Consider the following 16,037-nt stretch of genomic DNA (forward strand, 5'->3'; position numbering starts at 1 on the left):
CTAAAACTGTTCATAGATGAATGCGATATGACTGCCGGAACCATATACACCAAACGTCAATACACATAAAATTCCAACGATCAGAACCAGCCAGCGCAGCCAGAGATTCTGACGTAGCAGCCAGCTTCTGATATCCTCTTTGATCCCCATCTGTTCCCGGATCTCCTGTGCAACTGATACACATAACAGGATCAGACAACCAATCAGGATCAGTCCCCATTCCCGCTGGGACAGAGCAAATGTATTTATAATGTCATAAAATGTACCACGGTCAACCACACAGGAAGCTATCATATGGAAGGACGCACGGATTCCACTTCCCATAAAAATGATACGTCCGATCACGCACAATAAAAATGTCCGAAGCATCCGGAATATATTCCAGCTTATACAGTTTGTCCGTATATTCAGTTTCTCTGTTAATTTAGCGACCGGCTGCTCAAATAATGTCGATAAGCAGATCAGGATTCCGTGAAACAGTCCCCAGCCGATATAGTTCCACTTTGCCCCATGCCAGAGTCCGGTCAGAATCCATACGCACAGGATCGGTACACAAGAAGCAAATCCAGTTCCTATGGCATTTCCCAGATATTTCCGCACCTTGGTATTCCATTTCAACAGGATCTTTGAAGTCGATACCGGATAGAATACATATTCTCTGAAGAACGCTCCGAGTGAAATATGCCATCTTCTCCAGAACTCCGGCAACGTCTGAGAAAAATATGGCCGCCTGAAATTTTCTCCAAGCGTAATGCCAAAGCACTCCGACGCACCACGTACGATATCCATGCATCCGGAGAAATCACAGTAAATCTGGATGGAATACATAACCGCCGCCAGAAAGAAGATCATACCTTCATACTGATCAGAATGTTTAAATACTTCTGTCACAAATGGACTGATACGGTCTGCCATCACCATTTTCTTAAGTGCTCCCCACAGAATCAACCATGTACCTTTTATCACCGTATCATAATCAAACTTATGCTTTTCCCATAGTTGATGCGCAACCAGTTCATATCGCGCAATCGGTCCCTGCGTAATATGTGGAAAATATAATACATACGACAGATATTTCAGAAAATTCTTCTGTGCATGGATCCTTCCGTTATAGACATCAACCAGATAAGAGATCATCATAAAGGAATAAAAAGAAACTCCAAGCGGTGCAGGGAAATGCCAGTCCGGAATCCGCTGTATCGCTTCGTATGGAAGAAAACGTTTGATGTTCTCGATGGCAAATCCTGTCACCTTGAATACAATAAGCGCACCTATTACGATCAGCAATGCCAGCACCAGATATTTCTTTCGTTTCTTTTTCTGTGCTGTTTTTATCTTTCTTGCAGTTCTCTTATCTGCATCCAGAAGCAGCCGGTCCTGTTCCTCCAGATTTTTCTCCATCAACATTGTCAACGGATATACCAGAAATGCAGTTCCAACTACAATCAGCAGATCATCAATCCCACTATAAGCATAGAAGACCGCACTTGCGGCAAGGAGCACCCACCACTGGATTTTCTTTGGTACTATATAATATATCAAAACTGTAACTGCTAAGAATACTATAAATATGTATGATACGACAGACATGCCTTCTCTCCATTTCTTTCTCTTTGTTTCACGCCCGTTTCTGTATGGCTTTTTTTACACCGTACTGAATGTGCTCCAGTATTTTAACAGCAATGTGCAAATGATCGACATTACAAGAATAATGATAAGGGAAATCTTCCAGCCTTCCCGGAACATATACTTTGGTTCCAGTCCATATCCCACCGGAATCGCACGGATCGACGTTGGCAGCATATAAGACAGGTTCACACCAATGGATGCTACGTATATATACGGAATCGGATTCAGCCCACATCCCTGTGTGATTGAGATCACAAGTGGAATCGCAACCGCTGCCGTAGCTGTATTTGAGGTCACATCCGACAACAGTAGTGTTGCAGTCAGAATGATCAGGATCGTTACAAAACCACCCTTCATATCAAAGGAAGAAATCACTTCTCCAAGTGCTTTTGCAACACCTGTTGCATTGATCAGGCTTCCAAGTGCCAGACCTCCGGCAAATATATACATCAGATCCCAGACGATCTTTCCCTGCACCTGTTTCCAGACCATGATCCGTTTTCCCTCTTTATTTGTAAAAAGAAAGGCGATGATCGCACAGATGATAAATACATATGCAGGCTTTAATCCCGGCAATATATCCTGATAAAGCTGTCTGGTAAATGCCAGACCTGTTGCCACTACAAACAGCACAAGTGCGGATTTTTCTTCAAAGCTCATCTTTGGAAGCTTCCGGTACTGTTCCGCAAAATATTCACTGGAACCACCTAACAGATCTGTCTTCTTTACATCACGAAGAATAAATACTACATTGATCAGCATTAAAATCAGCATAACCGGAAGGAACCGGATAACCCAGGAGGAATACATATATTCTTTTCCGGTCAACTGCTGGATATATTCCACCGTTACCAGATTCATAGCCCCACCAAGTGGAGATGCCAGACCACCAAGTCCTGTCGCATAAGCGATCGTCAGCAGGATCTTCGATGCCGTCTTGCTGTTTTTCACGTCATCCATTCCAATATATTTCAGCATAGAAACTGCGATCGGCGTGATCGTTGCGCATACTACTGCATTCGGAAGCACCGCAGATAATACCATTGACAACGCAAACCAGAACACAAGCTGCATTCTAAGACTGTTTCCGATCAGACGCAGAAACGTGATTGCAATTCGTTTGTCCAGTCCTGTATTTTCCCATAATACTGTTATGATCGAAGCTCCAAGCAATAGCAGAATCGTTTCGTCCGCATAATTCGATATTATGGCCTTCATCTCCGCCATAGGAACTACTGCATTGATCGCAATCGGCAAAAACGCCGTTACTGCATAATCTACCGGACCTGTTACCCACCAGTATGCCATCCAGAGTACCGTTCCAACTGCTGCCCGTTCTGCAAATGTCGGCAGAACTGCATGCGGTAAAAGAAAGCATGCCAACAGGAATAGAACCGGTCCAAGTAACAAATGAATCAATCGTTTATAATTTCTCATATAATCCTCCAAGCAAGTCCTACTCGATATATTGTTCTTTCTACATAAAAAAAGAACCCTAATATCGGATTATAAAAATCCAATATTAAAGCTCTATTAAAAATTCGACATTCTTCTATTTATTTTTAAGGTTTTGGAATAAAAAATGTGAAAATACTTCCTTTATTCTTTGTACTTTCAACATAAATCCCTCCCCCATATAACTCAGCAATCTTCATTGCCTGTGAAAGTCCCAGACCAAAACCTTCCGCATTACGATCTTTTTCTTCCCGATAAAAGCTTTCAAATATTTTGGATATATTTTCTTTCTCTATTCCACAGCCTTCATCCTGAATACGAATATACGACTTTCCGTCTTTCTCTCCACAGGACACATAGATTTTAGTTCCTTCATTACTATACTTTACAGCATTTGAAAGCAAGTTATTTATAACAATATAGATAAGATTCATATTTGCATGTATGATCGTCGGCTGAAAGGAATATTCAAATGTAATCTGTTTCGTATCAATATATGCTATATCATCACATGCAGATTCAATTACATCCCGAACATCAATATCTTCCATACTGAATGTTGTCCCCTTTCTATCTATTGCAGTCATTTGAAGCAATTGATCAACCAGATTCTTCATACGGTTTGTCTGTCGCTCAAATACCTCTATACTTTTTATTGCTTCTTTATCCTGCTTCTTTTCTGCCACCTCTCTCGACACCTGGCATTGTGCATGCATAACAGCAATAGGCGTACGAAGTTCATGGGATACATTCGCATTAAATTCTTCCTGACGTTCCAACTCCTGCTGCACTCTCTGGTACAAATGATTATTTGCATCTGTTAACATCTGAAGTTCTTTAAAACATCCTTTGTATTCCAGACTATCCGTAAAATCCAGATTCTCCCCGCTCTTTTTTATCGATTCATTCAACTGTCTCATTGGTACAGCGATCAGATATCTTAATAAAAGGGCAAATAAAATAAAAAATACGCCAACAACTCCTATCACCAAATATGACTGATGCCACAGTCCGCGATAATTTTCTTTCACCGCCTGTTCCGACATCATAGCACATACCAGATAAAAACTGTCATCCTCCGTTCCATTCTTCCTTTTTCCTCGTCTGGTTGCTACGTAATAACGCTCTCCCTGAAAGGTTACTTTTGTAAGACTCTGTAATCCGATATCAAGCCCGGTTCTGGAATCATCCGGCATTCTGCCATCAAGAAAACTTCCGTCTCTTGACTGTAAAACACATATACATTTTCGTTATAAGTATCTTTCTCTTCCAGATCGTAAAAATCGCTTTTTATATACGGATTCTCATTCTCATCAAATCCTATATTTTTTTTTGCACGTTTCACTTCCTGCGCCAGTTCTGTATAAGCCAGATATTTAGTATCCTCTTTGATCAGATTCTTCTGCATCAACAAAAGACATATCGTTCCTGCTGCAATGATAAGTCCACAAACAATAACAGTAAAATTAATAAATGAGATTTTCCTTTTTAACATTCCAGTCTATAACCTACTCCCCGGATCGTATGTATCAGTTTTTCTTCAAAAGGATCATCGATTTTTCTGCGAAGATATCGAATATATACATCAACTACATTTGAATTGATATCATCATCAATGCTCCATATATTTGCACGGATCTGCTCTCTTGTGACAACAATGTTCCTGTTACGCACCAGATATTCCAGAATTGCATATTCCCGGACTGTAAGATCGACAGTCACACCATCCCGGACAACCCGGTGATTATTTGTATCAATCTGTAATGACCCATAATTCAAAATGCTGTCATTACTTATATGTACAGTACGAAGCATTACCCTTAACCTTGCGAGCAATTCCGAAAACTCAAACGGTTTTGTCATATAGTCACTGGCTCCTGCATCCAGTCCCCTGACAATATCCTGCGTTTCGGACTTTGCAGTCAAAAAAAGCACCGGAACCTGTATTCCTTCTGCCCGGATTGTTTTTAAAACCGACATACCATCTTTCTTCGGAATCATAATATCCATTATAGCTCCATCGTAACTTGCCGTCTCCAGATAATCAAGTGCTGCCTGCCCGTCAAAACAGGCATCTACATTGTATCCTTCTTTTGTCAGTTTATTACATATTATATGATTCAGATCCAATTCATCTTCAACAACCAAAATGCGCATGGACACAACCTCCCTATCTTAATATACAATGGCATACCATCATTAAAATAAGATTAAAGGGACTGACACCGAAAAATATTTTCAATGCCAATCCCTTTTATCATGCTTATTTTAGTTGTCACCAGGCATTTACTACCTGTTTATATTACTACTTCTCATTTCTCGCTGTCAATTTCTGACCGTCATAGTCAATGATGATCGCTGACTGGGTGGATACTTCACCTGCAAGGATCATACGGGCAACCAGTGTCTCAACATTCTTCTGAATAAAACGCTTCAATGGTCTTGCACCATAGACCGGATCATAGCCCTGATCGATGATCGCACTCTTAGCCTCATCCGTAAGCTTGATCGTGATCTCCTGTCCAGCCAGACGTTTGTTCAGATCCTTGACCATAAGATCAACGATACTGCCAATATTCTCTTTGCTTAATGACTTGAAGATGATCGTCTCATCGATACGGTTCAGGAACTCCGGACGGAAGTGCTGTTTCAGTTTGTTCATAACTGTCTCCCGTATCTCATCCGTGATCTCGCCACCGCCTTCTGCGATATCCACACCACCGATATTCGATGTCATGATGATGATCGTATTCTTAAAGTCTACCGTTCTGCCCTGTGAGTCCGTGATACGTCCATCATCCAATACCTGTAATAATACATTGAATACATCCGGGTGTGCCTTCTCTACTTCGTCGAACAAGACAACCGAATATGGTTCCTACGGACTGCCTCGGTAAGCTGTCCGCCTTCATCGTAGCCTACATATCCAGGAGGCGCTCCGATCAGTCTGGATACACTGTATTTCTCCATATATTCACTCATATCGATACGAACCATGTTCTGTTCATTATCAAATAAAGCTTCTGCCAGTGTCTTTGCAAGCTCTGTCTTACCTACACCGGTTGGTCCAAGGAACAGGAATGAGCCGATCGGCTTGCTTGGATCCTTGATTCCTGCTTTGGAACGGATAATCGCATCGCTGACATATTCAACAGCTTCATCCTGACCGACAACCCTCTTATGAAGTTCATCTGCAAGATTCAGTGTCTTACTCTTTTCACTCGCCGTCAGTTTGGCTACCGGAATACCGGTCCACTTGGATACAATCTCCGAAATTTCTTCTTCTGATACGACCTCATGTACCAGCTTTCGTTCTTTCTCCGATGCAGACTGCTCTGCCAGTTCCAGCTCTTTCTGAGCTGCCGGAAGTTTGCCATACTGCAATTCGGCTGCTTTGTTCAGATCGTAATTTCTCTGGGCAACCTGAATATCATTTTTGATCTTCTCGATCTCCTCTTTCAGGTTACGGATCTTCTCAACGCCTGCCTTTTCATTCTCCCATTTGGCTTTCAGGTTATTTGCTTTATCCTTTAATTCTGCAAGCTCTGACTGTATATCCGCCAGTCTCTGCTTGCTCAGGTGGTCTTCTTCTTTCTTCAGTGCGGCTTCCTCGATCTCAAGCTGCATGATCTTTCTTGTGATCTCATCGACTTCGGTCGGCATGGAATCCAGCTCCGTCTTGATCATCGCACAGGCTTCATCGACAAGGTCGATCGCTTTATCCGGAAGGAAACGATCTGTAATGTACCGATTGGAAAGTACCGCTGCACTTACCAATGCGCCATCCGAGATTTTAACTCCATGGAACACCTCATATCTTTCCTTGATACCACGAAGAATGGAGATCGTATCTTCTACCGTCGGCTCATCGATCTGTACCGGTTGGAAACGACGTTCCAGAGCGGCATCCTTTTCAATGTACTGTCTGTATTCGTCAAGTGTCGTCGCACCGATACAATGCAGTTCGCCACGGGCAAGCATAGGCTTTAACATATTGCCTGCATCCATTGCGCCATCTGTCTTACCGGCTCCAACGATCGTATGCAGCTCATCAATAAAGAGGATTATCTCACCTTCTGATTTCTTTACTTCATCCAGAACTGTCTTCAGACGTTCCTCAAATTCACCACGATACTTGGCACCGGCAACCAGCGCACCCATATCCAGTGCGAATATCTTCTTATTCTTCAAGCCTTCCGGCACATCACCTCTGACAATACGCTGTGCCAGACCTTCTGCAACCGCTGTCTTACCTACACCAGGTTCACCGATCAGAACCGGGTTATTCTTGGTCTTACGGGAAAGGATCCGGATCACGTTTCGTATCTCAGCATCTCGTCCGATAACCGGATCGATCTTCTGCTCTCTTGCCCGTTCCACCAGATCGTATCCGAACTTCTCCATTGCTTCATAGGAATCTTCCGGGTTCTCACTGTCTACCTTTTTATTTCCTCTGATATCTGCCAGAGCCTTTAAAAATGTGTTCCGATCGATCGCCCATGTTTTAAGCAATGGCTTCACATCGGAATCGGCTTTTTCGATCAGTCCAAGGAACAGATGCTCAACCGATACAAAGCTGTCTCCCATCTGCTTTGCTTCCTTTTCAGCCTGAATGAGCGCCTTTGAAAAATTATTTCCGGCATACAGATTTCCGCCACTTACTTTTGGCAGTGATGCAAGCTTATCTTCCACCCTATTTACCGCTGCTGTTACATCTATATCGAGTTTTTCAAAAATCTTCGAAATAAGGCTTTCGTCTATCTCAAGCAATCCTGCAAGTAAATGAATCTGTGCAAGCTCCTGATTATCATATTCCAGGGCTTTATCTTTCGCTTTTTCTATTACTTCAAGCGACTTTCTTGTATATTTGTCCATATCCATAATCATTTACCTCCTGACATATAAAAACTACTGTAATTCAAGATACACTTTCATTACAGTAGTTAACATAACATTTTTTGTTAGCACTGTCAAGAGGTGAGTGCTAATTATTTTTATTTTATTTTTTCACACACATTTCAGGAATGATCACTGGGTAAAACTCACATCAAAAATCGTACCTCCGGATGGATTAGACCGGACTGTAATTGTCCCATCATGCGCACTTACGATTTCATGAACAAGCGCAAGTCCAAGTCCGACACCACCAAGTTCCCGGCTTCTGGATTTGTCCACACGAAAGAACGGTTCAAACACACGCTGCCTGAGTTCCTCCGGGATTCCATTTCCGGTATCCTCTATTGACAGGTAAATATGTTTGTCCTTTTGATATGCGGTCACTGTAACCCGTCCCCCAGAATGATTATATTTTATAGCATTCTCAACAAGATTGTATACCATCCTGTAAATAAGGATATCACTTCCGATCATCCTTATATCCGCGCATTTTCCAATAAGTTTTATATTTTTTTCCTGTGCAAGCGGTTCCAGATCCACCAATACTTCATCAACAAGAGCATTGACCATTATTACATCGTCTCTCCCCACAGTTTGAAGCTCGCTCATATCCAGAAGGGTTTTTACCATTTTACCGAGTCTGTCATTCTGTTCCGTAACCATCTTTATCGTTTGCTCGGTATCTGCATCATTGCCCGGATGCGGATTGGAATTATATGAATCAAGCTGTATCTGCATTAAAGATAATGGGGTTCGAAGCTCATGTGCCGCATTTGCGGTAAATTGTCTCTGTATATCAAATGCATCCGAGAGACGTTCAAGCATCTTGTTATACGAAACACTCAGTTGGTTCAGTTCTTTAACATTGTTTTCTTCTATTCGTGAATCTGCCAGATTTTGTGCCTGTACCTCTTCAATCTTATCAGAAAACTTACCAATCGGCTTTAGGGCATGTCCACTGATAAAATACGTGGCCACACCACCCAGAAGCGCCAGCAAGGCTGAAATTATCAGGCTGTTTTTTTTGTAGTCTGCCTTGTTATTGTACACCTGAACGGAAAAATCATTTGCAAAATCATCCCAGTTATCCTCCGGAATGCTGATATATATTTCATCCGAAGAGCTTCCGTTATCATCTCCCCTGGCATCAACAGTCTCTTGCAGAGAATCAATATAGTACACACCATTTTTATAAATAAGCATAGTCAGACATCCACATATAAGCGCAATATATAATATAATTATACATGTAAGTCTCCACTGTAGCGATATTCTTTTCATCTGTCGGCCTCCTCTCGTATTTTATACCCTTCTCCCACCTTGTTCAAAATCGGATCATATCCGAGCACTGCCTTAAGCTTTCTTCTAAGCGAAGACATATGTACTCTGATTGCTCCACTAAAGCTGTCCACGGATGCATCCCAGACATGCTCCATCAATTCTTCCTGACTTACCGGTCTTCCCAGATTGAGAAGCAGATATTCTAAAATACCATTTTCTTTTCTTGTAAGGGAAACCTTTTCCCCTTTTGCATATGCCTCACGTTTTATCGTATCAAAGCTTATCCCGCCGCTTTCCAGACATACATCCTTCTGCACAAATTTTCTTCTTGTCAGACTTCTGATACGTGCTTCAAGTTCCTTTATATGAAATGGTTTTTCCATATAATCATTTGCACCTGCATCCAGTCCCTCAACCTTATCCGCGATCTGTCCTCTTGCAGATAATATAATAACCTTTGTCTCCTCATTTTCCCGTCTGAGTTCTCTTAAGATTTCCATTCCATCCATACCGGGCAGATTCAGATCCAAAACGATCAGATCATAATCCTCCGTAAGGATACATTCAAGAGCCTCTTCCCCATCATAACAGGTATCCACTTCATACCCAACACCATACAGGCTTTTCGCAACCATATCACATATTTGTTTCTCATCTTCAACTATTAATAATCTCAAAAATCTTTCACCTGTTTCTTAACAAAAATTTTACAACATCTATTGTATAATACCCAGGTCAGCTGGTCAACAAACACAATCAAGAAAGGAGCTGCAATATCTTGAAGTACAGGAAAATATCTCAGATCGTTTTACTCATCACAGGTATAGCAATGATCAGCTATGGTGTAGTCAGAGGTGAAGCGGCTGCCGTGCTCAGCAAAGCAATAAAATTATGTCTGGAGTGTGTAGGAATTGGATAAGAACAAATCAATATCAAAAAAAACAGCCAGAATACGCGGATGGATACAGGCAGCTGCCACGCTGCTTACTAATATTCACATCCCCAATTTATTTAAAGGCAAGATCTATCAGGGCAAAGCCAAAACAGTATGCGTACCGGGATTAAACTGTTACTCCTGTCCCGCTGCAACAGGAGCGTGTCCGATTGGGGCATTCCAAGCGGTTGTCGGCTCATTCAAATTTAAGTTTTCATACTACATAACCGGTTTTTTCATTTTGCTCGGTGTGATCCTCGGAAGATTTATATGTGGTTTTTTGTGCCCATTTGGATGGTTTCAGGATCTGCTTCATAAAATACCGGGGAAAAAATTTTCCACAGCCAGACTGAAACCGTTAAGATACCTGAAATATATCATCCTGATTGTTTTCGTTATACTTCTGCCGATGCTTGTAACGAACTCCATAGGAATGGGAGACCCGTTCTTCTGTAAGTATATTTGTCCACAAGGTGTTCTGGAGGGGGCTATACCACTTTCACTTGGAAATGCAGCTATACGCTCTGCACTTGGAAAACTGTTTTCTTTTAAGTGCCTTATTTTAATTACGGTTATTATACTGAGTATTTTGTTCTACAGGCCTTTCTGCAAATGGATTTGTCCTCTTGGAGCAATCTATTCATTATTTAACAAGGTCAGCCTTATGAATATCAAGGTTGAAAGCAGCAAATGTGTCGGATGCGGTAAGTGTTCAAAGGCATGCAAAATGGATGTAGATGTATGCAAAACACCAAATCATCCGGAATGCATACGATGCGGAGCATGTATAAAGGCCTGTCCAAAAGACGCGATCTGCTATCAGTTTATGGGGAGACCATGTTCCCAAAAGGGACATAAGCAATCTTCCAAAACCAACGTGTAACAATCAGCCACACTAATATTATCTAAATTATTATTTAAAGGAGCAATTATCTATGAAGACAAAAAAAACATTAATACCTATTATCACTCTCTGTGCAGCATTATCTCTCACGGCATGTAGCGGATCAGGATCGGCCACAACTGAGAGTTCACAAAAAAACCAGACAGAAGCCACCACTGAAGCTGCGGACAATTCCAACACGAAGCTGGATGATTTATATCAGCAGGAGAACCAGATTTTTGCAGATCATGCGGATGTATGGAACAAGGTATTTGGCATGATGAATAAAAGCAGCGCTGATCCAAGCGGAGATTATGCCGATTATCTGGCCGGCGCCGTGGAATCAAACAAGGAATCCTTTACAGATGATGAACTGAAAACACTTAACGATGATATTGAAACCATCAGACAGATTGAAAAGCAGATATCCGAAATCGAAAATAATAATACAGGATCAGAAAGCGCCGACCAGAACGACAGTTCCGAAGAAATCACACCTTTCAAGAGTTTCTCCGGTAAGGATTTCGATGGTAATTCTGTTGACGAAAGCCTGTTTTCCAATAATGCGGTAACGGTCGTTAATTTCTGGTTTACCGGCTGCAAACCTTGTGTCGCAGAATTATCCAAGCTTAATGAATTAAACGATGCCATCAAATCGATGGGAGGCGAGGTAGTAGGTATCAACACAGAGACCTTTGACGGAAACGAAGATGCTATCAAGGAGGCCGCAGCCATTCTTGACAGTCAGGGTGCCAAATACCGCAATATTTCCATTGACTCTGATTCAAACATAGGTAAATATGCCTCCGACATCATGGCATTTCCTACAACCATACTTGTCGATAGGAATGGTAATATCGTCGGAGATCCTATGCTCGGCGGTATCGATGACCAGAATAACTATGACACTCTTATGAAACAGATCCAATCAGTAATCGATGCTGATAAATAGAATAAATAATCAGATTCAGGGGCAGGATAAAAAGCAAACTTTTTATCCTGCCCCTGATTACATTCTTAATCATGCTCCTTTGTCTTAATCTTATTTTGTTATCTTGACTTTCTTTACTTTACTGTATTTACCATATACTTTCCTGCCTGTAGAATCCTTCTTATATGCACGGACCCGTACATAATAGGTCTTTCCTTTTTTCAGCTTCTTTATGGTCTTCGTTCTCTTCGTTGTATTGACAACCTTCTTGCCCTTGGTGAACTTAGAATTGGTCGCGTATGTGATCTGATATCCCTTTGCTCCGGATACCTTTGAATACTTCACAACCAGATTCCTGCCATTCGTATTCGTAACCTTAAGTCCGGTTGTCTTCTTCACCTTTATCTTCGACCACTTCGCATATACGGTATAATTCTTCTTTGAGCCTTTCTTGATCGAGGTTATCTTCTTCGTATAATTACTATTTGTATACCATCCCTTGAATGCATATCCCTTCCGGGTCGGTTTCTTTAATACAACCTTCTTCGCTGATGTATAGGTCTTCGGATTCTTCCTGTTATTCTTACCCTTATTTAACTTATAAGTAATCGTATATTTTTTCTGGCTTAACTTGCTGACCTGACGTTTCTCAACCTTCTTACATACAGAGCAGGTTCTGCTTTCTTCCCCTGCATTTGAGGTAGTCGGCTTCACTGTCACTGTCCATGCAGTCCAGGTATGACCCTTTGCTGCTATACTGACATTTGTCTGCACTGTCTTCCCACAGGTATCACAAACATAATGTCCACTTCCTGCCGCCGTACAGGTTGCTTTCTTATCTGTTACCAGACGCTTTGATACATGCTTGCAGATAAGCTGTGCCAGCTCTCTTCTCTCAACCGCTCCACATACAGAACAGGTTCTTGTTTCTTCTCCTGCCGTATCATAAGTAGCAGGTGTAACAACCTTCCATTCTCCACAGGTATGTTGATCCGCAAATTCAACCACGATCTTCTGTGGTTTTGTCACATTTTTGATCGTATACTTTCCATCTGCAAATTCTATCCTTGTGCCATTTGCAGATACAAGCACACACCGACCGGCTGCAGCCTTAACTGTAAAGGAATAGTCCTCGCCATAACTGATCGTTTCTCCCTCTTTCTCCGGAAGGATCGTATAATCATCCCCACCGGATGGGATCGTAACCTCATACCGGTTCGGGACCACATCTTCTGCTTTCACATCTATGATGTAGTCTTTTCCAATGTTCTTAATGGTATAGCATCTTCCATCTGTCTTAAGTGTCTCTGCCACTTCATCAGACAGTTTATAATAGTTACCATCAAATCCCCTCACCGCTTCGTATACATAGACAACCGCATGGGCATTGCTGTATCTATCTCTTGCCGATAATGTATAGTCTGAATCTTCAACTACGTCGCCACCTGTTTCTTCCAGATAGCCCTGCGCATTCTCTGTAAGTGTAACTCTGTAATACTCGATGCATCCGTCAGGTTTCGTATTTGTCGCTCTGTTCATCGAAAGCTTAAGATCCCGACCGGTTACATCCGATCCCTCTAATCTGACACCAGCGGTTTCACTCTCTGCCTTCCAGTTATTCTCATAATACTTTATGGCTGCTAACTGATATTCTGCCTCTTCTAATTTCTCGAACCGATAAGAGCCATCTTCTGCTGATGTCGTCTTTTTTGTATCACCGTTTCCTTTTAATTTAACTGTTACACCCGGTACAGGATTGCCTTCGGGATCGCGAACAGTTCCGGAGATCGCATAAGTCTCTATATTCTTTTCAAAGATTGCGGTGTAGGTCTCGCCCTCAAAAACACCGTTTACCGCAGTTGGATAGAGTCCGGTTATGGAATAGGACGGACTACCCTCCTTGCTGTCAACCCACTTCACGAAATGCCAGCCAAGATCTGCCACCGGAAGAACTCCCTTTGGTGTTCCGCTTACTGCCTTGATCGTCTCTGTCAATTCACCGGAACCGGTCTTGTCACCTACCCATTTTACTGTTCCATGCTCGCCGGCCTTGTAGGTAAATGTAACTTCTGTTTCCTTTGTTGTAATCTCTACCGTATGATTTGCTGAGATATCGGATATCGTATAATTGCCATCCTCATCCGGCTTCAGTGTCTTTCCATCCAAGCTTACCCCTTCTAATATGCATCCTGTATCCGGTGTTACTGTAAATACAACAGTCTCACCGGTCTCGGTGATAAGCTCTGTCACTTTCTTCTTATCAACGCTTGCCGATGCATAACTACCTTCCGTCAATTTAAATTCCAGAGTATACAGGTCATATGCTTCTGCATATACATCCTTATCTGTAGTTAATACATGCGTGAAATCATACAAGGTCGTATGTTCCTTATCTTCATACCAGTCGAATGTATGAATCGCATCATTCTTTCCTGTTACAGTCGGTGCCTGGGTCTCGGTAACTGCATGGTTGTAATTCGTATATCCATATCCTGCAAGATCTTTACCACCGGTCGTATAATGGAAGGTCATCTGCATAACGCTTCTGCTTGTTTCTTCCTCTGTTAAATCAAGATACGGATATCGTTCGATTTCTGCTCCGCTTATTATCTGTTTCCATACAAATAACTGCTTTCCTCCGGAAGCCTTCAGATCTTCATTGATACCATTCTGCAGTTTCCAGGCAGCCTTACCGGATTCAAAATCTTCCGCTGTCATAGCTTCATTATCAGTAAATGTCACCTTATGTCCCTTCAAATCCATGGAATATCCGTAAGCTTCCACATCAATATCTCCCACATAACAGCAGGCAGATACCACTGCATTTCCCAAATAAGATGAAACACAACCTGCAATAGGCGCTGCAAATGCATGCGGTTCATTATTCTGGAAGCTGGTTGCAACATTTGTTGTCTTTATATTCGTGGAATAATTATAGCAGTCTCTTATCAGAGCATTCTCTACCCCTCCTACAATTCCTCCGGTATGGGAACCACCTTCAACATCTCCTGTATTATAACAGCCGTAGATCGTACCCTTACTACATATTGCATAAGCAGCAATACCTCCGGCGCAACTGTCCGAAGCTGTAACAGCTCCTGTATTATAACAATAATAGATTCCATACTGTGACAGAGAAACCGGAACCAATTCCTCCGCTTCCGTAGAACCGCTTTCCGAATCATCTGAAGATCCGCCGGATGTATCTTCCCACCCCCCAATAGATGGATTTACGATTATTACATCACCGCCTTCTGCCACACCGGTTCCTGCTGCAATACCTCCGACATATGTTCCTGTAAGTGCTCCTTTATTATAGCAGTTAGCAACATATCCCTTGTTATCTCTTACAATACCGGCTGCCTGACCGGTTGATGTAATTGGCGCTTCATTATAACAGTTCAGGATCTTGCCCTTATTCCAATCACAAATTCCTCCCACATCTCCGCTAATGCGTCCTCCGGTATTATTGATTGCTCCACGATTGACACAGTTTTTTACAATGCCATAATTCATATCTACTATGCCAAAGCAATTTTCACGCTGTTTATCGATCCATTCTACATCTGCTGTATTCACACAGGCATCCATAATTCCATAATTCTTATATACAAAAACAGCACCGCCATGCCCACAATATTTTGTGCGCAGTCTTCCGGCTGTACAGTTCGTAACGGACCCATTATTGAAACCTGCAAATACTGCACATGCAGTTACATAAGACTTCTCTATCGTCAGATTCTTTAAAGCTCCCGATCTGCCGATATATCCGATCAGTCCGCCCTGATTATCATATCCCGGATTTTTCCGATACAAGCCCCGGATCGTCTTATGATTTCCGTCAAAAACTCCCTGATATATAATGTTATATTTCGTAAAATTAACATTATAAGATCCGAGAGATGGCCAGTTGATCACATTTGTCGTTTCATCTGTCCATACATCCCATTCACTTGTATCATTCATCTCAATATCATTGCAAAGAACGACATTCTCCGACAGATGTGCCGTAGCATCATCTCCGTTTC

11 protein-coding genes and 1 pseudogene are annotated in these 16,037 nt (G+C 42.0%); 3 read left to right on the forward strand and 9 right to left on the reverse strand.

The features are described from left to right. The 8 genes and pseudogenes from DW959_RS09900 to DW959_RS09930 all read right to left on the reverse strand — a co-directional run bounded on the left by DW959_RS09900 (nt 1) and on the right by DW959_RS09930 (nt 9,938). Nucleotides 1-1,542: an MBOAT family O-acyltransferase gene (locus tag DW959_RS09900; protein ID WP_226801032.1), complete on the reverse strand. Its 1,542-nt coding sequence runs from the start codon at nt 1,540-1,542 to the stop codon at nt 1-3. A 102-nt stretch (nt 1,543-1,644) separates the two neighbouring features. Further along, complete coding sequence (locus DW959_RS09905) at nt 1,645-3,066, reverse strand: SLC13 family permease (RefSeq protein ID WP_118616028.1); 1,422 nt, start codon at nt 3,064-3,066, stop codon at nt 1,645-1,647. Between the two features lie 125 nt (nt 3,067-3,191). Beyond that, nucleotides 3,192-4,280 (reverse strand): HAMP domain-containing sensor histidine kinase, encoded by a 1,089-nt coding sequence (locus tag DW959_RS09910; protein ID WP_243023377.1) that lies wholly within the window; start codon nt 4,278-4,280, stop codon nt 3,192-3,194. After that, nucleotides 4,223-4,579, reverse strand: a complete 357-nt coding sequence (locus DW959_RS14620) for a hypothetical protein (RefSeq protein ID WP_243023378.1) — start codon at nt 4,577-4,579, stop codon at nt 4,223-4,225. Before DW959_RS14620 ends, DW959_RS09910 begins: the two co-directional genes overlap by 58 nt. After that, a complete protein-coding gene (locus tag DW959_RS09915) occupies nt 4,573-5,241 on the reverse strand; it encodes a response regulator transcription factor (RefSeq protein WP_021943577.1) in 669 nt (222 codons plus the stop codon). The genes DW959_RS14620 and DW959_RS09915 overlap by 7 nt, the downstream gene beginning before the upstream one ends. Nucleotides 5,242-5,389: 148 nt before the next feature. Next, nucleotides 5,390-7,965, reverse strand: a pseudogene (gene clpB, locus DW959_RS09920) (ATP-dependent chaperone ClpB). A gap of 147 nt (nt 7,966-8,112) precedes the next feature. Further along, a complete protein-coding gene (locus DW959_RS09925) occupies nt 8,113-9,261 on the reverse strand; it encodes a HAMP domain-containing sensor histidine kinase (protein ID WP_118616030.1) in 1,149 nt (382 codons plus the stop codon). Beyond that, the gene (locus tag DW959_RS09930; RefSeq protein ID WP_117808733.1) at nt 9,258-9,938 is read right to left on the reverse strand and encodes a response regulator transcription factor; all 681 of its coding nucleotides are present in this window, start codon (nt 9,936-9,938) and stop codon (nt 9,258-9,260) included. The genes DW959_RS09925 and DW959_RS09930 overlap by 4 nt, the downstream gene beginning before the upstream one ends. A 98-nt stretch (nt 9,939-10,036) precedes the next feature. Here DW959_RS09930 and DW959_RS09935 point away from each other — a divergent pair, with 98 nt between their 5' ends. From DW959_RS09935 to DW959_RS09945, 3 genes are read left to right on the forward strand one after another with little or no spacing between them, the layout of a single operon-like run. Beyond that, complete coding sequence (locus DW959_RS09935; RefSeq protein WP_117785383.1) at nt 10,037-10,180, forward strand: CD1871A family CXXC motif-containing protein; 144 nt, start codon at nt 10,037-10,039, stop codon at nt 10,178-10,180. Beyond that, a complete protein-coding gene (locus tag DW959_RS09940) occupies nt 10,173-11,078 on the forward strand; it encodes a 4Fe-4S binding protein (RefSeq protein WP_118483389.1) in 906 nt (301 codons plus the stop codon). The genes DW959_RS09935 and DW959_RS09940 overlap by 8 nt, the downstream gene beginning before the upstream one ends. Before the next feature lie 52 nt (nt 11,079-11,130). Next, nucleotides 11,131-12,030, forward strand: coding sequence for a TlpA disulfide reductase family protein (locus DW959_RS09945; RefSeq protein ID WP_118616032.1), 900 nt, complete (start codon nt 11,131-11,133; stop codon nt 12,028-12,030). 90 nt (nt 12,031-12,120) lie between these two features. On the opposite strand, the gene DW959_RS09950 is transcribed toward DW959_RS09945, so the two are convergent. After that, a complete protein-coding gene (locus DW959_RS09950) occupies nt 12,121-15,975 on the reverse strand; it encodes an InlB B-repeat-containing protein (protein ID WP_118616034.1) in 3,855 nt (1,284 codons plus the stop codon). Nucleotides 15,976-16,037: the final 62 nt, after the last annotated feature.

The organism is Clostridium sp. AM46-21 (genome assembly GCF_003480025.1).
In the GTDB taxonomy this organism is placed as follows: Bacteria; Bacillota; Clostridia; order Lachnospirales; family Lachnospiraceae; genus Coprococcus; species Coprococcus ammoniilyticus.

Coding starts and splice junctions, on each gene's coding strand:
- DW959_RS09905 (WP_118616028.1), bottom strand. CDS start 3,066: ATGAGAAATTATAAACGATTGATTCATTTGTTACTTGGACCGGTTCTA.
- DW959_RS09910 (WP_243023377.1), bottom strand. CDS start 4,280: ATGCCGGATGATTCCAGAACCGGGCTTGATATCGGATTACAGAGTCTT.
- DW959_RS14620 (WP_243023378.1), bottom strand. CDS start 4,579: ATGTTAAAAAGGAAAATCTCATTTATTAATTTTACTGTTATTGTTTGT.
- DW959_RS09915 (WP_021943577.1), bottom strand. CDS start 5,241: ATGCGCATTTTGGTTGTTGAAGATGAATTGGATCTGAATCATATAATA.
- DW959_RS09925 (WP_118616030.1), bottom strand. CDS start 9,261: ATGAAAAGAATATCGCTACAGTGGAGACTTACATGTATAATTATATTA.
- DW959_RS09945 (WP_118616032.1), top strand. CDS start 11,131: ATGAAGACAAAAAAAACATTAATACCTATTATCACTCTCTGTGCAGCA.
- DW959_RS09950 (WP_118616034.1), bottom strand. CDS start 15,975: ATGAATGATACAAGTGAATGGGATGTATGGACAGATGAAACGACAAAT.